This window comes from Pantoea agglomerans NBRC 102470, from assembly GCF_001598475.1.
Classification (GTDB): domain Bacteria; phylum Pseudomonadota; class Gammaproteobacteria; order Enterobacterales; family Enterobacteriaceae; genus Pantoea; species Pantoea agglomerans.
On the sequence record NZ_BCZA01000005.1, the window covers coordinates 324,040 to 345,124 of the forward strand.

At 57.5% G+C, this 21,085-nt stretch carries 16 protein-coding genes; 2 read left to right on the plus strand and 14 right to left on the minus strand.

The genetic code is table 11. The annotated features are described in order from the left end of the window. The 9 genes from PAG01S_RS12055 to PAG01S_RS12095 form a co-directional block, all read right to left on the minus strand. Complete coding sequence (locus PAG01S_RS12055; RefSeq protein WP_010257542.1) at window positions 1–618, minus strand: YfgM family protein; 618 nt, start codon at window positions 616–618, stop codon at window positions 1–3. A gap of 39 nt (window positions 619–657) precedes the next feature. Further along, window positions 658–1,932 carry a histidine--tRNA ligase gene (gene hisS, locus PAG01S_RS12060; RefSeq protein ID WP_062758815.1) on the minus strand — a complete coding sequence of 425 codons (1,275 nt, stop codon included), beginning with the start codon at window positions 1,930–1,932 and terminating at the stop codon, window positions 658–660. Window positions 1,933–2,037: 105 nt separating this feature from the next. Further along, entirely contained in the window at window positions 2,038–3,159 is a 1,122-nt protein-coding gene (gene ispG / locus PAG01S_RS12065) for a flavodoxin-dependent (E)-4-hydroxy-3-methylbut-2-enyl-diphosphate synthase (RefSeq protein WP_003848692.1), read from the minus strand. Window positions 3,160–3,196: 37 nt separating this feature from the next. Next, on the minus strand, window positions 3,197–4,216 hold the full coding sequence (gene rodZ / locus PAG01S_RS12070; protein WP_010257552.1) for a cytoskeleton protein RodZ: 1,020 nt from the start codon (window positions 4,214–4,216) through the stop codon (window positions 3,197–3,199). After that, window positions 4,206–4,940 (minus strand): type IV pilus biogenesis/stability protein PilW, encoded by a 735-nt coding sequence (pilW, locus tag PAG01S_RS12075; protein ID WP_062758867.1) that lies wholly within the window; start codon window positions 4,938–4,940, stop codon window positions 4,206–4,208. The genes rodZ and pilW overlap by 11 nt, the downstream gene beginning before the upstream one ends. Window positions 4,941–5,020: 80 nt before the next feature. Continuing rightward, entirely contained in the window at window positions 5,021–6,190 is a 1,170-nt protein-coding gene (gene rlmN / locus PAG01S_RS12080) for a dual-specificity RNA methyltransferase RlmN (RefSeq protein ID WP_010257560.1), read from the minus strand. 187 nt (window positions 6,191–6,377) lie between these two features. Beyond that, window positions 6,378–6,809: a nucleoside-diphosphate kinase gene (ndk, locus tag PAG01S_RS12085; RefSeq protein WP_003848684.1), complete on the minus strand. Its 432-nt coding sequence runs from the start codon at window positions 6,807–6,809 to the stop codon at window positions 6,378–6,380. A gap of 175 nt (window positions 6,810–6,984) precedes the next feature. Continuing rightward, complete coding sequence (pbpC, locus tag PAG01S_RS12090) at window positions 6,985–9,324, minus strand: peptidoglycan glycosyltransferase PbpC (RefSeq protein ID WP_062758816.1); 2,340 nt, start codon at window positions 9,322–9,324, stop codon at window positions 6,985–6,987. Beyond that, window positions 9,325–14,220 (minus strand): alpha-2-macroglobulin family protein, encoded by a 4,896-nt coding sequence (locus tag PAG01S_RS12095; protein WP_062758818.1) that lies wholly within the window; start codon window positions 14,218–14,220, stop codon window positions 9,325–9,327. A gap of 146 nt (window positions 14,221–14,366) precedes the next feature. On the opposite strand from PAG01S_RS12095, the gene sseA reads away from it, so the two are divergent. Then, entirely contained in the window at window positions 14,367–15,209 is an 843-nt protein-coding gene (gene sseA, locus PAG01S_RS12100) for a 3-mercaptopyruvate sulfurtransferase (RefSeq protein WP_010257579.1), read from the plus strand. 40 nt (window positions 15,210–15,249) lie between these two features. Here the strand turns inward: sseA and sseB are convergent, their stop codons facing one another. The 5 genes from sseB to trmJ all read right to left on the minus strand — a co-directional run bounded on the left by sseB (window position 15,250) and on the right by trmJ (window position 20,138). Beyond that, on the minus strand, window positions 15,250–16,014 hold the full coding sequence (gene sseB, locus PAG01S_RS12105; RefSeq protein ID WP_010257582.1) for an enhanced serine sensitivity protein SseB: 765 nt from the start codon (window positions 16,012–16,014) through the stop codon (window positions 15,250–15,252). A gap of 46 nt (window positions 16,015–16,060) precedes the next feature. Next, window positions 16,061–17,347, minus strand: coding sequence for an aminopeptidase PepB (pepB, locus tag PAG01S_RS12110; RefSeq protein ID WP_039389617.1), 1,287 nt, complete (start codon window positions 17,345–17,347; stop codon window positions 16,061–16,063). A gap of 161 nt (window positions 17,348–17,508) precedes the next feature. Continuing rightward, on the minus strand, window positions 17,509–18,669 hold the full coding sequence (locus PAG01S_RS12115) for an IscS subfamily cysteine desulfurase (protein ID WP_031592489.1): 1,161 nt from the start codon (window positions 18,667–18,669) through the stop codon (window positions 17,509–17,511). A gap of 88 nt (window positions 18,670–18,757) precedes the next feature. Then, window positions 18,758–19,255, minus strand: coding sequence for a Fe-S cluster assembly transcriptional regulator IscR (iscR, locus tag PAG01S_RS12120; RefSeq protein WP_010257591.1), 498 nt, complete (start codon window positions 19,253–19,255; stop codon window positions 18,758–18,760). Between the two features lie 130 nt (window positions 19,256–19,385). Next, entirely contained in the window at window positions 19,386–20,138 is a 753-nt protein-coding gene (gene trmJ / locus PAG01S_RS12125; protein ID WP_039389621.1) for a tRNA (cytosine(32)/uridine(32)-2'-O)-methyltransferase TrmJ, read from the minus strand. Window positions 20,139–20,270: 132 nt separating this feature from the next. Between trmJ and suhB the strand changes: the two genes are divergently transcribed. Next, window positions 20,271–21,074: an inositol-1-monophosphatase gene (gene suhB, locus PAG01S_RS12130; protein WP_008926709.1), complete on the plus strand. Its 804-nt coding sequence runs from the start codon at window positions 20,271–20,273 to the stop codon at window positions 21,072–21,074. The last annotated feature ends 11 nt before the right edge of the window (window positions 21,075–21,085 follow it).

Below are 21,085 nucleotides of genomic sequence, written 5' to 3' on the forward strand. Positions count from 1 at the left end.
TTAGCTTAAGTTATTCATCTTCATCTGCATCATTTGCTTCAATGCCGGAGAGGCGTCAGATTCAACCCCTTTACTCCAGGCATCGCGCGCGCCCTGCTTGTCGCCTTTGGTCAGCAGCGCTTCGCCGCGAATATCGGCCACAATGGCTGTCCAGCCATCACCCTTCACACCGTCAAGGGTTTTAAGCGCCGCATCCGCTTGATTCTGTTGCAGTTGAATGCGTGCCAGGCGCAGGTTAATCACCGCCTGCAGATTGGCATCTTTGGTATCTTTCAGTCCGTTTTGCAGCAGCGTCGCGGCTTTATCAAGCTGACCGGCGTCAACATACTGCTTCGCCAGATCCATCGCAGCCAGCGCACCGTAGGTGTTGCTGTTTTCACTGGCAAAACGGTTTACCGCTTCCAGCGTCTCCGGTTTGCCCGCCTGCATGGCGCTGGTGAGCTGCTGATACTGCGCTGATACTGTCTTCGCCGTATCGTCCTGATGACTGCTCCAGTAACGCCAGCCGCCCAGCGCAGCAATGCCGATCACCACGCCAATAGCTAACGCTTTGCCATTGTTGGCAAAAAAGTTGCGCAGCGCGTCGGTCTGCTCGTTCTCATTGCTATACACTTCCACGCAATCCCTCTCCTTTCTATGGTTGGTGCTGTGTCACGCTTACTGTAACAGCGAGCGCAAGACAGCAGCAGCCTCTGCCTGATCCAGCGTTTGCTGCTCGCCACGGCGCAGATCTTTAATCACGACCTGACCGGCTTTGACCTCGTCCTCGCCTAACACCAGTGCGACGCGAGCGCCCCACTTGTCAGCACGGGCAAACTGTTTCTTGAAGTTGCCGCCGCCAAAGTTGGTCATCAGCCTCAGTTCTGGCGCTTCATCACGCAATTTCTCAGCCAGCTGCATTGCTGCAGACTGCACGCCCTGACCTGAAGCGATAACATAGACATCCACATTGCTCGTCGGTTCAAATTCAGGATTAACCGCCTGAACCAGCAGCACCAGACGCTCCATGCCCATGGCAAAGCCAACGGCAGGTGTTGCGCGGCCACCGAGCTGCTCAACCAGGCCATCATAGCGACCGCCACCACATACCGTGCCCTGTGAACCCAGGCTATCGGTGACCCACTCAATCACGGTGCGATTGTAATAATCAAGACCGCGTACCAGACGCTGATTGACGGTGTAGCTGATCCTGGCGTCATCCAGCAGGGCACACAGGCCGCTGAAATGTTCACGTGATTCGTCATCAAGATAGTCGCCAAGCTGTGGCGCATCATTCAGTAACTGCTGAATATCGGGATTTTTAGTGTCGAGAACGCGCATCGGATTGGTGTACATGCGGCGTTTACAATCCTCATCCAGAACCTCTTTGTGCTGTTCAAGGAAGGCGACCAGCGCGTCGCGGTAATGCGCGCGTGCTTCCAGCGAACCGATAGAGTTGAGTTCCAGACGAACGTGTTCAGAGATACCCAGGGCTTTCCACCAGCGGGCGTTCAGCATGATCAGTTCAGCATCGATGTCCGGTCCCTGCAGACCAAACACTTCCACGCCAATCTGGTAGAACTGACGATAGCGGCCTTTCTGCGGACGCTCATAGCGGAACATCGGGCCCATATACCACAGGCGCTGCTCCTGGTTGTAGAGTAAACCGTGTTCAATACCGGCTCGCACGCAACCTGCAGTGCCTTCCGGACGCAGCGTCAGGCTTTCACCGTTGCGGTCTTCGAAGGTATACATCTCTTTTTCAACCACGTCGGTGACTTCACCGATGGCGCGTTTAAACAGTGGGGTTTGCTCCACCAGCGGTAAGCGAATTTCGCTGTAACCGTAGCTCGCCAGCGTCTGCTTGAGAACGCCTTCAATCCGTTGCCAGAGGGCGGTATCCGCAGGCAGGTAGTCGTTCATCCCGCGAATCGCCTGAATATTCTTCGCCACGTTAGAATCTCTTAATGCAAAAAAACCTGTCCGGCATCATACCTTATGAGGATGAAACCGCACAGGTTCAGTCAAAAAAGTCACGCACGCAAACCGCGTACGCCATTATTTTTCCAGATGCTGCACATCAATACGGCGACTGGCATCCAGCATCGACGCTTTAGCACGAATGCGCGCTTCCAGCTGATCGATCATGTCATTGTTGTCGAGACGATCGCGCTGACGCACACCATCTTCGTAGAAACCACTCTTCTTGCTGCCGCCGGTCACGCCCAGCGTAGAGAGAGTCGCCTCGCCGGGTCCGTTGACCACGCAGCCGATAATGGAGACATCCATCGGGGTGATGAGGTCTTCCAGACGCTGCTCCAGCGCGTTGACCGTGCCGATAACGTCGAACTCCTGACGTGAGCAGGTCGGACAGGCGATGAAGTTGATGCCACGAGAACGGATGCGCAGTGACTTGAGGATATCGAAACCGACTTTGACTTCTTCTACCGGATCGGCGGCCAGCGAGATACGCAGCGTATCGCCGATCCCTTCTGACAGCAGCAGACCCAGTCCAATCGCCGATTTCACTGCGCCAGCCCGCGCGCCGCCCGCTTCGGTGATACCGAGATGCAGTGGCTGTTCAATCTGTTTCGCCAGCAGACGATAAGATTCAACCGCGAGGAAAACGTCAGAGGCTTTAACGCTGACTTTGAATTGATCGAAGTTAAGACGGTCGAGATGATCGACATGGCGCATGGCAGATTCCAGCAACGCCTGCGGCGTCGGCTCGCCATACTTTTCCTGCAGATCTTTCTCCAGCGAACCGGCGTTCACGCCGATTCGAATCGGAATATTGTTGTCGCGCGCGCAGTCCACCACCATACGGATGCGCTCATTGTTCCCGATATTACCGGGATTGATGCGCAGGCAGTCGACGCCATACTCGGCGACTTTCAGGGCGATGCGGTAGTCAAAATGAATATCTGCAACCAGCGGGACGTTAACCTGCTGTTTGATCAGTCTGAATGCTTCTGCGGCATCCATGGTAGGCACCGAGATACGAACGATATCGACACCGACTCGCTCAAGGGCTTTGATCTGATTTACCGTCGCCTCCACGTCAGTGGTGCGGGTGTTGGTCATCGACTGGACAGCGATGGGTGCGCCGTCACCGACCGGCACCTTGCCGACGTAAATGCGTTTGGATTTACGACGGATAATGGGTGCTTCGTTATGCATATTTCTTCTCCACAATTGCCCGGTACGCGATACGCTGTTATTGCGCACCCAACGTCAGGCGAGCAACCTGGTTATTACGGATAAAACGACTTAAATCAACGGGCTGATTCTGATATTGCACCTGAACAGCGGAAGGCGCGCCAATTTTCAGACGATACGGAGGCGTTCCTGCGAGGCTGAGTTTACCACCACTGCGCTGAATGCCGCTGAACAGTTTTTTGCCGGTGGCATCGCTCACTTCCAGCCAGCAGTCGGCGTTAAAGGTCATCACCACCGCATTAGGGTCAGCAGCCGGTTCACTGACCGCCGCTGCACCTACTGGCATCTGAGGTGCCGTGCTGGTATTGGTATTCGTGTTTGTGGCCGCAGGTGCAGCCGCTGAGTTGTCCACGGGCGCCTGGCTCGGTGAAACCACGGCATTGCTGGTGGTATCCGGCTGTGCGGTGGTCGCGCTGTTGCTGCCAGTGGCGGCCGGAGCCGCACTCGCTGGCGCACTGGCTGCGCTGTTGTCACTGGTGGTATTGCTTTCGTCAGGCGCGGCAGGTGCCGCGCTGTCACCGCTGGATTCACCCAGCGGAATCGACTGACCGCTATCACCGCTGCTGCTGTTCTGATCGGTCATCGGCACCAGATCATCCTGTGACTCTTTATGATTCTGCCACCACCAGGCACCGGTCAGACCCACTACCACAAACACCACCAGCCAGGTGAAAATCATCAACCAGCCGTCGCGTTTCTTGCGGCGTTTGCCCAGCGAGAAACTTTGCATCGGCTCGATCTTTGAAGCCCGAATCGGTGTCTGTTTCGCCATCATCGGCAGCAGTTCCTCTTCAGGAATGTGCACCAGACGCGCGTAGGAGCGAATGTATCCGCGCAGGAACGTGGAGGCCAGATCGGCAGGCGATTTGTCTTCCTCGATATCACGCACGGTAGAAAGTTTCAGGCACAGGCGTTCAGCGACGTTCTGCTGCGTCAGCCCCATCTGCTCACGGGCCAGACGCAGGCGTTCACCTGTTGAATGTAATGCAGAGTTTTCTTGAGTGGCTTCAGTATTCATTAGCTAAATAACGCTGGTACTGTATCGATTGCGGAAAACGTCGCGCTAACTGGTCGCCATAACGTGAAACGTCAGCGGCATCTCCCTGTAGCGCGGCGAAACGTAAGTGTAACGCCAGACTTCGTGCCGTTGCGGGCAGCTGTTGCTGGTAAACATCAAGCAAAACCTGCACCTTCGCCAGATGGTTATCTGCCATCTGCTTTTCAGCTTCCGACAGCAGCGAATCAGCTTTGCGTCTGTCAGCCTCAATGGCCTGGCGTAGTGTCCTGCGGGCAGCGGCAATATCGCCAGCCTGCAGATAACAAAACCCTGCCAGTTCAAGCGCGTCATTGCGTGCATCAAACTGCGGTGCTGCGCTTGCCCGACTAAACTGTTGATGCGCTTCGCCATACTGCCTTAAAGCGCAGAGAAACGCACCGTAATTGTTAGCAACAAAACCATTATCCGGGGCCTGCTGCTGTGCCAGTATAAACCGTGCCTGCGCCGCTGTCTGATTACCCTGCTTCTGCGCCAGTCGAGCCAGCGCAAGCGAGACCCGGTAATCCTCTGGCGCGGCGGCCTGTGCCCGCAGAAAGTTTCGCTCAGCTGCGGCATAGTCGCCACCCGCCAGATAGTGCATCCCTAACTGCAGACGCACCTCTTCTGCTCCGGGTTCGCGATGCTGGCTGACACACCCGCTTACAACAAACAGCGCCAGTAAAACTGCAGGTAATCCGTTACGCATAATCGTTTCCATCCGGTTGACGTTGACAGGCTGCAGCCTGCCACGCGTCATCACTTCAGGAAACGCTCTGAGTCACTCTTCTAGAGAGCCTTCACAGAGATGGCTTCACCCGCCATTTTTTTACGCATCGTACGCTTGGTACGGTCGATCACCTCACCGGCTAACTGACCACAGGCGGCATCGATATCATCGCCACGGGTTTTACGCACGATGGTCGTAAAACCATAGTCCATCAGGACTTTGGAGAAACGATCGATGCGGCTGTTGGAGCTACGGCCATAAGGCGCGCCCGGGAAGGGGTTCCAGGGGATCAGGTTGATTTTACACGGTGTTTCTTTCAGTAATGCGGCGAGTTCATGCGCATCATCTGTGCTGTCATTGACGTGATCCAGCAATACGTACTCGATGGTCACGCGTCCCTGATTGGCGTTGGATTTGCCAATGTAGCGTTTCACCGCCGCCAGGAAGGTTTCGATATTGTACTTTTTGTTGATCGGGACAATATCATCACGCAACTTATCGTTAGGCGCGTGCAGGGAAATCGCCAGCGCGACGTCGATCATATCGCCCAGTTTATCCAGCGCGGGCACCACACCCGAAGTGGAGAGGGTCACGCGACGCTTCGACAGACCAAAACCGAAGTCATCCAGCATGATCTCCATCGCCGGGACCACGTTATTGAGGTTGAGCAGCGGCTCGCCCATGCCCATCATCACCACGTTGGTGATAGGACGCTGGCCGGTGATTTTCGCTGCGCCGACAATTTTTGCCGCGCGCCACACCTGACCAATAATTTCTGACACCCGCAGGTTACGGTTAAAGCCCTGCTGTGCGGTCGAACAGAATTTACACTCCAGCGCACAACCCACCTGTGAAGAGACACAGAGCGTGGCGCGGTCCCCTTCCGGGATATAGACCGTTTCCACCAGCTGGTCGCCCACGCGAATGGCCCATTTGATGGTGCCGTCGGTAGAGCGCATCTCTTCTGCCACTTCTGGCGCACGGATCTCCGTCAGCTCCATCAGCCGGTTACGCAGCTTTTTGTTGATGTCGGTCATCTGCTCGAAGTCATCGCAGCAGTAGTGATAAATCCACTTCATGACCTGATCGGCGCGGAAAGGCTTTTCGCCCAGCGACAGGAAGAATTCGCGCATCTGCTGACGGTTGAGATCCAGCAGGTTTATTTTCTGGCTTTTGGGGGAGACGACAATAGGGGATGCGGACGCGGACGTCACAATCTGTTCGGACATAATATTCTCTGGCCTCGTTGTTACACGTTATGGCGCTGTTCAGGGATAGGTGAAAAAAATTGCGCCTTCATTAAGCTGAGTCAATGAAGGCGCAATATTGTACAACATCTGCAGCCTGATAACAGGCGGGAGTGACCTCCCCTACGCAGATTTTTGTAAAGCCGACGTAACGTTTATCGCCAGGCGATTAACGGGTACGTGGGCAGATTTCGTTTTCGCCAAAGAAATAAGCGATTTCGCGGGCAGCGGATTCAGCAGAATCTGAACCGTGCGTGGCGTTTTCGGTGAAGCTGTCAGCGTAGTCAGCACGCAGTGTGCCAGCCAGTGCGTTTGCCGGGTTAGTGGCACCCATCAGGTCACGGTGACGCTGAACGGCATTTTCACCTTCCAGCACGGAAACAACAACCGGGCCAGAGGTCATGAATTCAACCAGACCATCGAAGAATGGCTTGCCCTGGTGCTCAGCGTAAAAACCTTCAGCCTGCTCTTTGCTCAGCTGCAGCATTTTTGCGCCAACGATTTTGAAGCCAGCGCTTTCAAAACGGTTGTAGATAGCACCAATCACATTTTTAGCGACGGCGTTTGGCTTGATGATAGAAAAAGTACGTTCGATTGCCATGATGACCTCTGTCTTAACGTTCTGAAGAAACCGGTGGCGTCCGCCCCGGTTAAGAAACGGCGCCGATTATAGGGGCTGAGTCCGGCATTGCCTATCAGAGATCCCTAATTTGATGAAAATTCTTGATCTGAGTCGAAGCAGACGCGCCATAGTTATGATTTAGCGCAAAAAAGCGTCAGCCCCGGCTGAAGGTGACGGAGACAAGTTGCCCCTCTTCATCCATCACCACCAGCTGATACTCGCCCGGATGATCGAGCTGCAGCGACAGGCTGTCTGCGGCGTTCTGCGTCATCAGAGGCTCACCATTCAGGAACCACCAGCGCTGTGTGCCCTGCCCTCCCTGCACCGCGACCGGCATTGTCAGCGCGCTCCTGCCCGGCAGCGGTCTGACAATTTGCCCCTCAATCACGCCGGTAACGATCAGCGGTGCGCTGCTGCCCTGCTGTAACGGCGGACACCGGGCATCGACAGGGGGCAGACGTTGCGCCCGCCGCTCCTGAGGCGGCAGCCAGGCCTCCAGCGGCAGCGGCCAGACCAGCCGTTCATGGCGGGTGGCGTCGGGGCAGTCTGCTGCGACGCGCAGTCCCTGCGCATTCTGCCAGTAGCCCAGGCGTAATCCGCTGAGGCTCTCCTGACCGGGAGCCAGCAATGTAGGCGGCAGCGTGTCGGCGGCAACCCAGCTTTGCCGCCGCTGGCGACAGTTTTCGTCTCCGGCGGGCAACGGCTGACCGCCAGGCCAGCAAATGGTCGCCACCGTCACCGAGGCCGGCCGCGGATCGCCCGGAACGTCACGTCTGCCGAGGCGACTCATCAGCAGGCTGTTGATCTGATTCATGACGGGCACGGCAGAGGCAAAACCAAACTGCCCGGCAACCGGCGTCGCATCCGGTCTTCCGACCCAGACGCCAATCAGATAACGGGGATTGATCCCCACCGACCAGGCGTCGCGGTAGCCATAACTGGTGCCGGTTTTCCAGGCCAGTGGCACCACATCGGGTACGCTGCCATTGCCCGCGGGCTGCGCTTCCCCGGCCAGGATACGCCGGATGATCCACGCCGACTCAGGCGAAAGCAGCGGCCGCTGCTGTAAGGGTTGATCGGGCATCCAGCGCAGCTGGCCGGCGTTACCGTGGCGGGCAAAGGCGCTGTAGGCAGCCACGATCTCATCCATGCGCGCTCCGGTGCCGCCGAGAATCAGGGAAAGATTAGGTTCAGCGCCGGGGGGAAAACGCAAGTTCAGACCGACATTGCGCAGGCGCGCTGCAACGTTTTTCGGCCCCAGCGCCTCCAGAAGCTGCACCGCAGGCAGATTCAGCGACCGCACCAGTGCGTCACTGGCGCTGACCGGCCCGTGAAATCCGGTATCGAAGTTGCCTGGCCGGTAATCACCAAAGCGACGCGGCACATCCTGCAGCAGTGATTCAGCATGAATCAGCCCCTCATCCAGCGCCATGCCGTAAATAAAGGGTTTTAACACCGAGCCTGGCGAACGCACGCTGGCGATCATATCCACATGGCCAAAACGGCTGTCATCGGTAAAGTCAGCCGAGCCGACGTAGCCGCGAACCGCCATGGTGGTGTGATCCACCACCAGCATCGCCAGCGAGGTGCGTGGTGGAAGCTGATTTTTAACATTCAGCGCCAGGCTTTCCAGTTCGCGCTGCAGTGAGGGGTCAAGCGTAGAGACAATCTTATCGCTGTGGCTGATCGACAGCAGCCGCCGGGCCAGCAGCGGCGCCATCTGTGGCATCTGGCGCGGCGGCAGCCACACCGGCTCCTGGCGGATTTCCGCCACCTGTTCAGCGGACCAGATGCGGTATTCCGCCAGCCGATCCAGCACTTTGTTGCGTGCGGCTTCTGCCCGCTCCGGCCAGCGATCGGGTCGCAGACGGCTGGGTGCCTGCGGCAAAACGGCCAGCAGCGCCGCCTCGCCCGGCGTCAGCTGTGACGGGGCTTTTCCCAGCCAGCTCCAGCTGGCCGCGCCCACCCCTTCCAGCGTGCCGCCAAAGGGCGCACGGTTAAGATAGAGCGTCAGGATGTCACGTTTGGAAAGATGCCACTCCAGCTGCAGCGCCCGCCACGCCTGAATCAGCTTGCCGCGCAGCGTCCGGGGTTGCGGGTCGATAAGGCGTGCCACCTGCATGGTCAGCGTGCTGCCTCCGGAAATCACGCTCTGATGGCGCAGATCCTGCCAGGCGGCACGCAGCAGAGCCAGGGGATTGATGCCGGGATGATACCAGAACCAGCGATCTTCGTAGGTCAGCAGCGCCTGCAGATAGGCCGGAGCCACCTCCTCTGGCGTGACCGGATAGCGCCAGATCCCCTTGCTGTCAGCAAAGCGCCACAATGGTGTACCGTCGCTGGCAACAACCACCCGCGCAGGCTGCACCTGTTTAAGCGGCAACGGGAAAAGCCGATCCAGCCCCCATATAGACAGCCACAGCGCCAGAAAAAAAAGCGGCAGCGCGAGCCACCACTTTTTGATGCTGCTGACGTTTACCACGCGTCGCGTCACTTACTGAATATGCAGCTGCGACGGCGTGCTGCCGGTGGCGCGCCACTCCGGCACATACATCGACTCGACCTGCGGTGGTGGCATCAGATAGCGCCCCGGTGTGACCGCCCGCGCCAGGTAGACCAGCGTCGCGGGACGATAAGTATCCACCGCCAGTGCCGCCACAAAGCGATCGTCACGGAACTCAATGTGTCTGATGTCAGCCTGCTGCATGTCACCCATGCTCTCCTTCAGCGCATCCGCACTGTCGCCGAGGCTGGCGCTGCTGTCTGCCAGGTTCTGGTTTTCCAGCTCCAGACCGGCAGGCAGCAGATCCACCACCAGCGCATCGGTGATGCTGCGCTTCGACGAAACGGTCAGACGCACCACCAGCAACTCGCCGCTGCGCAGATTGCTGAGATCGGCGGCTTTGCCATCCAGCGTAAAGTATTCACGTTTTATCCCGAGCACATTGCTCTCCGGCAGTGGCGCGGCCAGCGGATAACCGGTGACATCCAGACGACCATACAGCGGCGCACTGCCCGGATTACTGACGGCTAAGCCCTGCAACAGTCGTTCAGCCCCCAGCCCTTTATTCAGTGGCGCATCGCCCTGCAGAGGCTGTGCATTGCCCGACAGTTGCGCCTGCCAGCTTCCGCCCTGCGCACGCTGCAGCGTATGCGCCGCTAAATAGAGCGCGTTATTCTCCTGAGTCGAGAACCAGCGCTTGCCGTTGACCTCTTTTGACAACGACAGCAGCAGACTATTCTGCAAATCAGGCTGCAGCTTATTCTCTGCTAACAGGGCTATCATCATCCCCTCATCGCGCACCGTGCTGCCATAGTCGCCATACCACTCTTTATCTGAGCGCGTCAGACTGGCACCCTGCATGATCGCAAGCGATGCGCGCTGCCCGTCACCCATCAGCTTCAGCGCCACGCCAAGCTGCATCAGCGCCAGGCCGGAGCGGGCCTTCTCACGCTTTTCATACAAGGCGCGCAGCGCACCCAGCGGCGCACGCTGCTGACGCGCCAGCACCAGTCCGGCGTAAGCCTGCACGCTGAACTGCAGCGCGGCGTTGTTATCACTGCCGCCGCCGCTGATCTGCGCGGGATCCTGCAGATAGCGCAGCAGCCGTGCGTTAGCGCGATCAACTACATTATCCGGCAGCGCATAGCCCGCCTCGCTGGCGCGAAGCAGGAAATCGGTCACGTAAGGCGTCAGCCAGAACTCCTCCTCACTCTGCTTGTCCCACAGCCCGAAGCTGCCGTTGGCCCGCTGCATGCCCGCCAGACGGGCAATGCCGGTGTCGACGGCGGCCCGGCGCGCCTCATCACTGCTGGTTTTTATCCCCATCGCGGTCAGCTCGGCATGGCTGGTGTAGAGCGACGGCCAGAGGCCGCTGGTGGTCTGTTCCAGACAGCCGTAGGGATAGGCATAAAGCGCACTGATATAGCTGGCGATATTGAGCGGCGGACGATTGCTCAGCGTCAGTTGTCCACTCAGGGTCTGAGCATCCAGCCCGGTAAACGCGGCTGCCGCGACCTGCCAGGGCTGATCGGAATTGATGACGGCATCGAAATTCAGCGTCCGGGCCGGATAAGGTGGCCTGACGCCGATTTTCCACTGCTGTTTGCTGGGCTTCACCTGCTCGCCCGGCAGGTTCAGACCGGAAATCTGCACGGCAACCTCGCCATCACCAAAGCCGGTTTTCGCCATGACCGGAATCTGAAGTGTGGTACGCGCGCCTTTGGCCAGCGTCACACTCTGGCTGGCAGCCCCGGCCAGATCCACTAAGCCACTGCTGCTCAGATCCACCTTCAGAGTTTGCGGCAGATCGGTCAGGTTAGTGAGATCCAGCGCCAGTGAGGCTGTATCGCCGCTGGCAAGGAAGCGCGGGGTGGCCAGTTCGCTGATCAGCGGCGCCGCGACCACCAGTTTGCGCTCTGCCGCGCCGAAGCTGTCGTCGCTCCAGGCCTGAGTCATCAGCCGCAGTTCGCCGTTAAAGGCCGGGATCGGCAGCGTAATCGATCCGTTGCCCTCTTTATCCAGTGTGACTGCCTGTAACTGCTGCGCCACGATATTGACGTGCGTCACCGGCTTTTTGCCGCCGCGCGTCATCGATTCATCCTCGCCATCACCACCAAAACGCAGCGCCGCGAGCCGGCCACCGCCTTCGATCAGCTGGCCAAAGACGTCGTACTGATCGACGTTGTAGCGTTTACGGCCAAAGAAAGCCTGCCACGGATCGGGCGTTTTAAAATCCGTCACGCTCAGAACGCCGCTGTCCACCGCTGACAGCAGTACATTCACTTTTTCAGGCAGCGGGCCGCCATCACGACTGGCGTGGACTTTTACCGTCAGGCGTTGCTCAGGACGGATTTTATCGGGCGCATCCAGCGTCAGATTTAAGCGGCGCGCCTCCGTCGCCATCGGCAGATGCAACAGCCCCACCGCGCGTTTTGGCGTTGCGCCACTGACCTTATCGCCGTCACGCACCACGATGGCGCTGAAGTAGAGATCGTGACGCTGCCAGCTCTCAGCAACAGGGACATCCACCGTTGTGCCGCCCTTTGGTACGGTCAGTGGCTGCCACCAGAGCGTGCCGCTGCTCGACTCCACCATCAGGTAACCTTTACCGGCCGCCGGTGACTCAACCTGCAGATGCACGGTATCGCCCGGCTGGTAAGCCGCTTTATCCAGCTTCAGTCTGACCTGATCCGGGCGCAATGCACCCGTGCCGTTGGTGTTATCCTGCCAGTCATAACCCGCCTGGAACCGGACGCTGCTGACGATCTTCTCGCCCGCCTGCACTTCCAGCCGGTAGTGGCCCCACTCGACCGGGAAGCTGACTTTGGTGCTGCCATCAGCCGGGACAGAGATGGCGCGTTCATCTTCCTGCAGATCCTTGTCGCTATACTGCGACTGCCAGCCTTCGCTGTCAGAGAAGCTCCAGTAGTAATCATGGCGTTCACGGATCAGGCGAACATCCAGCTTCTCTGCCGCCAGTTTTTTGCCCTGACTGTTGGCATAGACAATGTCGAATTCGGCCAGGCTCTGTTCCGGCACGGTCGGCTCATCGTGATAGCTGTCACTGCGGTAGTCATAAACCGCCTTGTTACCAAACAGCGGCCGGATACCCGGCAGCGCTTCAGCGGGCCAGATGGCCTGGGTGGCACGACGGGTGACCGGACGTCCGCCGGTTTCCAGCAGGCTGGCCTGCAGGATCAGATTGAGCGGAGAGTGGAGCTGATCCCACTGATTTTCTACCGTGAGTTGTGCTTTACCGCTGGCATCGAGCTTGAGATCCACCTCATCCAGCGTCCGCTTTAACCCCTCTTCGGTGATGTCACCAAACTGGTAGCCTGGCAGTGCAGTCACCGCCTCGCGTGCCGGTCGCAGATAGAGTTGACCCTGTAGCGTGTTACCTGCCGCTGGGGCGCCATAGAGATAGCGCCCCTCAATACCGAACTCAACACTGGCATCAGCGGCCTGTGGCTGAGGGTCATTTTTCAGGGTTAACGCCATACGCTCCGGCAGAAAATCTTCGACGTGAAACTTCCACTCTCGCTTGAGGTTATCGCCGGTATTCAGTCGCAACATCCAGTCGCCGGTCATGGCCGACGCGGACAGCGCCAGTCGCTGCTGGTAGAATCCCGCTTCAGGCTGCCAGACAAAAGTCCGCATCACCTGGCCATCGGGCTGCACCAGCTCCGCTTTGATCGGCTGCGCGGGCAAGGGGTGTCCGTCGGCATCGCGAAGCAGCGCATTCACGATGACCGTTTCGCCAGGACGATAGATATCGCGCGGACCAAAAACAAACAGCTGTTTGTCATAGCCCTGCGGCCCCGCGACCGGGAATTCAGCGAGATCCAGCGCCGGACGCGCCAGGTCGATCATTGAGGTCTGTTCTCCCTGAATTGCCAGCAGGAGCTTGCCTTTTTCATCCGCCTTGAGGCTCAGATGACCGGTGCTGTCACTGGTACCGCTTTGCAGCACCTGCCCCTTCTCATCCAGCAACCTGACGCTGACCCCGGAAAGCGGCTGACCGTCTGCCAGACTCTGGGCGAACAGTTCAAACCGGGTCGGGAAGCGATGCAGTGACAGGCCAATATCGCTGAGGGTGAAAAGCGTGGCGGGCTGGCTGTAGCGATAAGTACCGGCCTGCTTCATCACCGCCAGATAGACGCCCGGCTGCTGAAGTGCGGTAATGTCACGCATCGGTAGCTGCAGTTTTTCACGCGTGTTACGCGCCGGGTTGAGCTCAAAGCGTCCGCTATAGACCAGCTGGCTGCTTTTCAGCAGCTCCTGCGACTGCCAGTTTGAGAGGTTGTTGCCGTAATTCCACTGCGAGAGAAATTCCGCCAGGCCGGCATTCTTTATCCGGAAGAAATCGACATCGACCTGGTCAACATTCAGCGCCAGCACCGGCAGTCCCTGCGTGATACGCAGCGGCAGCAGTGAACCGCGACTGGCAAAGCCCACCATCGGCTGGATATCACGGGTGGCGATTTTCTGACTGTAATCGGCGGCAAGCGTCTCTCCGCTGGCCGCGCGCAGTCCCGCATCCACCGTGACGGTGAAGTGACGCGACGGCTCGGGATGGCGGAAGCGCAACGTTTTGCGGTTAGCAGAAAGCTCCCAGCCGCCATCCACCCGGCCCTGTTTATCGTCGGTCAGCCTGACTTTTTGCGCGATATCCTGTTTATCATCAAGCGGCTGATTGAAGGTTAAGACCAGCGCAGCGGCATTATCGATCTGCAGTTCCGAGAGATCGATAATCGTCAGCGGTTTGCTGACCTGGGAGGTTGCGGGTGCTTCTGCCGCCTGGAGAGGCAAAACAGGTAACAGGGTCGCTGACAGCAGCGAGCCACCGATCAGCATGCTGAGCAGCAGCCGGGTATTGCGTTTCTTCATGGTAGTTCCTTCACCGGGACGCAGGGAGTGTCGTTTGATTACGCAGCGCAATTTCATATCAATGCTCGCATTTAATCAACGCTTCTCTTGAGATGGTGCGCACATTCCCTGACACTGGTATGACAGATTGCTGAGATGAGGTTGTTATGACGACGCCACTGTTTGTGTCCGCCGACTGGTTACAAGAGCACTACAACGATGAGCGGCTTCAGGTGCTGGATGCACGGTTGTTGCCACCCGGTATGGAAGCGGTTCGCGATATCCAGGCCGAATATCTGGCGGGTCATTTACCCGACGCCCCTTACTTCGATATTGAAGCGCTTTCCGATCACACCAGCCCTTACCCCCATATGCTGCCCCGCGCCGAAAGTTTTGCCGTCGCGATGCGTGAACTGGGTGTCAGCAGTGATAAGCACCTGGTGGTGTATGACGAGGGTAATCTCTTTTCTGCGCCACGCGCCTGGTGGATGCTGAAAACCTTTGGTGTGGCTCAGGTGTCGATTCTGGCCGGGGGCTTGCAGGGCTGGAAAGAAGCTGGTTTTGCGCTGGCAACCGGCGAAGTGAATCTGCCGGAAGGTGAGTTTGAGGCCCACGCAGATGAAAGCCGGGTGAAACGCCTGACGGACGTACTGCTGATCAGCCATGAAGGCGGCGCACAGATTATTGATGCGCGTCCTGCCAATCGCTTTAACGCCGAAGTGGATGAACCACGTCCCGGATTGCATCGCGGACACATTCCCAACAGCCTGAACGTGCCGTGGAACAGCCTGGTTGAACAGGGAAAACTCAAGCCGGAGGCGGAACTTCAGACGCTGTTTGCCGATGCGGGCGTCGATATTACCCAACCGGTGGTCGCCAGCTGTGGCTCAGGCGTGACGGCGGTGGTGGTGATTCTGGCGCTGACGGCGCTGGGCGCACGGGATGTCACGCTGTATGACGGATCCTGGGGCGAATGGGGCAGTCGCGACGACTTACCTATCGCGAAATAAAAAACAGGCGGCCCATGAGCCGCCTGTTTACGTTGTTGTCTCAGATAATCCGCTCACTGCCCTTGAAGTCGCGCAGGAAACTGCCCCAGCGACGCTCGTAGAATGGCGTGATGTGGGCGGTAAAGAAGTGGCTGATGCCGCGATCGTTCAGCGTCACCTCACAGATATCAACCGGCGCATCGTCCGGCAGCGTATCGGTTGCCACGCTGCCCGCCGCCTGAATGATCGTCTCAATATTGCTGTCCGCTTCAATGCCAATCAGCAGATTGGGCGCTTCGTCAGCCCGCTCACGGATACTGGCGATAAACGCGCGACGCACCTGCTTATGCTTGCTGAAGAGCTGAGTCAGTGAGTCGATCATCTGCGCAGGGGGTTCAGCCACCTCAGACAGCAATAGTGACTGTCCGCCTTCCAGCACGGTTTGCTGGCTTAGTGCACTGCCCTCTTCAGCCAGCAGATGGGTGATCTCGGCCGCAGTAAACTCTTTACCGGAAGGCAGTTTGGGATTGAGAAACAGCGTCTCGCCACGTGTAATCTCAAACAGCGTTCGTACCGGCAGACGCAGCCAGGACTGCTCACCGCTCACCGCTTCACTCATCGCCTCTTCTGACGTGAAAAAAGGAATGATGCTGCTACCATCCTCTTTTTCCCAGTGCTGCAGATCAACGGGCGTGCTGGCATCAAGCTGTTGCGTGGTGCTTTCACCTGGCACCCAGGCATCAGATTCCAGCAACAGCTGAAAAAATTCGGGCCGATGGGCAGGCTCAGTGGCCGCCAGCTTCAGCACCTCTTCAAGACGATTCATAGTTTTCCTTTGAACAGCGGCGGCATCAGCCACCGCTGAGATCGGCTTATTTCAGTAACAGATTGGCGAGGGTACGCACGCCAAGACCTGTTGCACCCGCCGCCCACTGGTCAACTGCGCCTTTGCGATAGGTCGCGGAGCAGTCGATGTGCAGCCAGCCCTGCTGATAGTTACTGACGAAGTGTGACAGGAACGCTGCCGCGCTACTGGCACCCGCCGCATGTGACGGGCTGGCGATATTATTGAGATCGGCGAAGTTAGACGGCAGATGGCTGCGATGGAATTCGGCCAGCGGCAGACGCCAGAAAGGTTCGTTCTCACTCACCGCGCTGCCCATCAGCGACTGTGCCATCACATCATCAAAGGTAAACAGCGCATGGTAATCATTGCCCAGCGCCGTCTTGGCCGCACCGGTCAGCGTCGCAGCATCGATGATCATCGTCGGGTTCTGCTCGCTGGCGTCGATTAAACCGTCGGCCAGGACCAGACGCCCTTCCGCATCGGTGTTCATCACTTCCACCGATTTACCGTTGCGATAGCGAATGATGTCGCCCAGTTTAAAGGCGTTGCTGCTGACCATATTATCGGCACAGCAGAGGTAGAGTTTGACGCGCTTGTTAAGACCGCGCGAAATCGCCATGGCCAGCGCGCCGGTGACGGTCGCCGCGCCGCCCATGTCAGATTTCATTGAGTCCATGAAGCTGCTCTGCTTCAGGCTGTAGCCACCGGTATCAAAGGTGATGCCTTTACCGACCAGACAGGCGTAGACCGGGGCATCGTCGTCGCCGGTCGGATTGTAATCGAGCGCCAGAAATACCGGCGGACGATTTGAACCGCGTCCAACGGTGTGCAGGCCCATATACCCCTGTACCCGCAGATCGTCGCCTTTGGTGATGCGATAGCTGACGGCGCTGCCGCCCACTTCACTAATCAGATCGACTGCATTGTGCGCCAGCTGTTCCGGCCCCAGATCTTCCGCAGGCAGGTTAATAACGTTGCGAACCCAGTCGATAATTTTCAGACGGCGATCAAACTCCGCCTGCTCATGTTCGCCCAGCGCCGGCCACTCAACCTGGCGCTGGCCTTTCGGACCACGGAAGCCCTGCCAGAATGCCCAGCACTGCTCAAGGTGCCAGCCTTCGCCGGTCAGCGCCACATGGCGGATCCCCTGGCTGTCGATTTTGTGAGCCGCACGCTGAATGCTATTCAGCGCATCCGCGCCGGTCAGATGCAGTGTCATGCCGCTGTCGTTGCTGCTGAGAATCGCTTTTTCGCCCCAGCGCGCATCGGCGGGCTGGCTGCTAAGCGTAATATTCATGGGTTGTGTGGTCATCGAAAAGCTCCATAATCGTTATCTGTTTCATCCAGCCTGATTGTTATAACGGCTTTAATAAGATGTTAAATATAATTCGCAGAGAGACCTGATAACAGATTCCGTCAGGTGTTGCCAGCGAAGTGCAAATATAGGCGCAATTTCCGGACTATGACCGGGTGTCAGGATTTCATTAAGGCCCGCAGACGGGTCACTGATTTCTGCACCAGGGCAATGGCGTAGTCGATCTCTTCCTCGGTTGTGAAGCGTCCCAGCGAGAAGCGCAGCGAACTGTGCGCCAGCTCTTCACTCAGGCCCAGCGCCCGCAATACATAGGAAGGCTCCAGGCTGGCGGAGGTGCAGGCCGAGCCGGAAGAGAGCGCCAGATCTTTCAGCGCCATGATCAGTGATTCACCCTCAACGTCAGCAAAACTGAGGTTAAGAATGTTCGGTGCGCTCTGATGCAGATCGCCATTGAGGGTGACGTCGGGCAGTGTGCTGATGCCCTGCCACAGACGATCGCGCAGAGTCTGCAGCCGCGCCATCTCGGTTTCGCGCTCTTCTGCTGCGATACGATACGCCTCGCCCATGCCGACAATCTGATGCACCGGCAATGTCCCGGATCGCATACCGCGCTCATGTCCGCCGCCGTGGATCTGCGCAGCAATCTGCACACGCGGTTTACGCCGGACATAGAGTGCGCCGATGCCTTTCGGGCCATAGAGTTTGTGGGCAGAAAAGGACATCAAATCGACCGGTAACTGGCTGAGATCGATAGGCAGCTTGCCGACGCTCTGGGTCGCATCCACATGAAACAGAATCTCACGTTCGCGGCAGAGTTCGCCAAAGGCGGCGATATCCTGAATCACCCCGGTTTCATTATTAACGTGCATCAGGGTGACTAAAATCGTGTCGTCGCGCAGCGCCGCACGCAGCTGGTCAGGCGAGATAATGCCGTTAGCCGCCGGGGTGAGATAAGTGACAGCAAAGCCTTCACGCTCAAGCTGCTGGCAGCTATCAAGCACCGCTTTATGTTCTGTCTGGCTGGTTATGATATGTTTGCCGCGCGCCTGGTGGGCGTGAGCTGCGCCTTTAATCGCGAGGTTATCGGATTCAGTGGCGCCTGAGGTAAAGATGATTTCACGCGGATCGGCATTGACCAGCTCGGCGATCTGATTACGCGCAACATCAACCGCTTCTTCAGACTGCCAGCCAAAACGGTGCGATCGCGAGGCCGGATTACCGAACGTGCCATCCAGCGTCAGAAACTGCATCATTTTGCTGGCCACACGCGGATCGGCCGGCGTGGTGGCGGCGTAATCCAGGTAAATCGGTAATTTCATTTCGCTACAGCTCCGTATAAAAAATCATACGTCTTTATAGCAGATTCGGCCCTGACCGCGTTAGCAGTAAGGGCCGCAACAGCGGGGATTACGAGGCGCGTTGGTTGACGTTAATTTCCTGCGTGCGCGGGCTCTGGAAGCGACGATTATCAATCGCATTCTGACGATCGGCTACATCCAGGATCTCCTGATTATTCACCAGCTCAGCCAGTGTAATATTGTTCAGGAAGTCACTGATGCGCACGCTCAGATCGCGCCACAGCACGTGAGTCAGGCAACGCTCGCCGCCCTGGCAGCCTTCTTTACCCTGGCACTTGGTGGCATCAACAGACTCATCAACGGCGGTGATCACTTCACCGACAGAGATGGTATTAGACGCTTTGCCCAACAGATAACCGCCGCCCGGACCACGTACGCTGGAAACCAGCTCATTTTTACGCAATCGGGAGAATAACTGCTCCAGATAGGAGAGCGAAATGCCCTGACGCTCTGAAATATCAGCCAGCGGGACCGGGCCTTCATGGGAGTGAAGGGCAACGTCCAGCATTGCAGTAACGGCATAACGTCCTTTGGATGTCAGTCTCATAGCGTACGACCTCAATAGCGTCCGGTTATCGGAGGATTAGCAACAGATGCTCTGAAGTCTGCCATTCCCGAGTAAATTGGTCAACTATTTAACCTGGTAAATTAGTCAGGTATTTAACCTGGTAATTCACTCAACTATTATCTGCTTCTTTTTTATCGTTTTTTCGCTTTTCAAACGACGAAAGCATGCCGCGCAGGATGTTCAGCTCATCGCGTTCCGGGCGGGCGCGGGTGTAAAGACGGCGCAGTTTGCTCATCACCTGGCCAGGACTGGCTTCACGGATAAAGCCGCTGTTCAGCATCATCTGTTCCATATGCTGATAGAAACGCTCCAGGTCATCCACCAGTGGATAAGGTGACTCTTCATACTGCGGCGGCGGGCTGGCCTGCTCCTGCGCCTGTAACCACGCCATGCGCACTTCATAGGCGATAATCTGTACGGCCATCGCCAGGTTCAGCGAGCTGTATTCCGGGTTTGCCTGAATCGCGACGTGATAGTGGCACTTCTGCAACTCGTCATTGGTCAGGCCGACACGTTCACGACCAAATACCAGCGCAACCGGTGCCTGCTGACCCTCTTCCACGCTTTTCACGCCGCATTCACGCGCATCCAGCATCGGCCAGGGCAGCGAGCGGGAGCGTGCGCTGGTGCCGACCACCAGACTGCATCCGGCAATGGCCTCATCCAGCGAGTCGACAATTTTGGCGTCGCCGATAACGTCGCTGGCACCGGCCGCGAGTGAGATAGCCTGTGAGTCAGGCTTGACCAGCGGGTTAACCAGATAGAGGTTGGTTAAGCCCATGGTTTTCATGGCGCGCGCAACGGAGCCCATGTTACCGGTGTGAGAAGTCTCGACCAGCACGATACGAATATTTTGCAACATGATTAGGGATACTCAGAAACGGGTCAGTAAAATCAGTAGAGAGAATATTAACATAAAGCAGGACAATTACCGAACACGCTGCTATACTCCGCGCCGTTTTCCCCGTTCTTTAACATCCAGCGAGAGATACCGATGCATCCAATGCTCAACATTGCCGTGCGCGCAGCGCGCAAGGCCGGAAATTTAATTGCCAAATATTATGAAACCCCGGACGCCGTCGAAGCCAGCCAGAAAGGCAGCAACGACTTCGTAACGAATGTTGACCGCGAAGCAGAACGCCTGATTATCGAAATTATTCGTAAATCTTACCCGAAACATACCATCATCACCGAAGAAAGCGGTGAACTGGCGGGCGAAGATCAGGATGTTCAATGGGTTATCGATCCGCTGGATGGCACCTCAAACTTCATCAAACGTTTACCCCACTTTGCTGTTTCTATCGCTGTGCGCATTAAAGGCCGCACCGAAGTCGCCGTCGTTTACGATCCAATGCGCAATGAACTCTTCACCTCTTCACGCGGTCAGGGCGCTCAGCTGAATGGCTATCGTCTGCGTGGCAGCACGGCCCGCGATCTGGATGGCACCGTTCTGGCGACCGGCTTCCCGTTCAAAATGAAGCAGCACGCGCCGGCTTACATGAATATCATGACCAAACTCTTTACCCAGTGTGCTGACTTCCGCCGCACCGGTTCTGCTGCGCTGGATCTGGCCTATGTGGCTGCCGGTCGCGTAGATGGCTATTTTGAGATTGGCCTGAAGCCGTGGGATTTTGCGGCGGGTGAACTGCTGGTCCGTGAAGCGGGCGGTCTGGTGACCGACTTCACCGGCAACCATGGCTATCTGCTGTCAGGTAACCTGGTCGCGGGTAACCCACGTGTGGTGAAATCGATGCTGTCGAACATGCGTGATGAGCTGAGCGAAGCGTTAAAACGCTAAGTCTCAGTACA

Bases quoted from the DNA above. Each gene is read 5' to 3' on its own strand.
- ispG (WP_003848692.1), bottom strand. From the start codon at position 3,159: ATGCATAACGAAGCACCCATTATCCGTCGTAAATCCAAACGCATTTAC.
- rodZ (WP_010257552.1), bottom strand. From the start codon at position 4,216: ATGAATACTGAAGCCACTCAAGAAAACTCTGCATTACATTCAACAGGT.
- pilW (WP_062758867.1), bottom strand. From the start codon at position 4,940: ATGCGTAACGGATTACCTGCAGTTTTACTGGCGCTGTTTGTTGTAAGC.
- rlmN (WP_010257560.1), bottom strand. From the start codon at position 6,190: ATGTCCGAACAGATTGTGACGTCCGCGTCCGCATCCCCTATTGTCGTC.
- ndk (WP_003848684.1), bottom strand. From the start codon at position 6,809: ATGGCAATCGAACGTACTTTTTCTATCATCAAGCCAAACGCCGTCGCT.
- PAG01S_RS12095 (WP_062758818.1), bottom strand. From the start codon at position 14,220: ATGAAGAAACGCAATACCCGGCTGCTGCTCAGCATGCTGATCGGTGGC.
- sseA (WP_010257579.1), top strand. From the start codon at position 14,367: ATGACGACGCCACTGTTTGTGTCCGCCGACTGGTTACAAGAGCACTAC.
- sseB (WP_010257582.1), bottom strand. From the start codon at position 16,014: ATGAATCGTCTTGAAGAGGTGCTGAAGCTGGCGGCCACTGAGCCTGCC.
- pepB (WP_039389617.1), bottom strand. From the start codon at position 17,347: ATGACCACACAACCCATGAATATTACGCTTAGCAGCCAGCCCGCCGAT.
- PAG01S_RS12115 (WP_031592489.1), bottom strand. From the start codon at position 18,669: ATGAAATTACCGATTTACCTGGATTACGCCGCCACCACGCCGGCCGAT.
- iscR (WP_010257591.1), bottom strand. From the start codon at position 19,255: ATGAGACTGACATCCAAAGGACGTTATGCCGTTACTGCAATGCTGGAC.
- trmJ (WP_039389621.1), bottom strand. From the start codon at position 20,138: ATGTTGCAAAATATTCGTATCGTGCTGGTCGAGACTTCTCACACCGGT.
- suhB (WP_008926709.1), top strand. From the start codon at position 20,271: ATGCATCCAATGCTCAACATTGCCGTGCGCGCAGCGCGCAAGGCCGGA.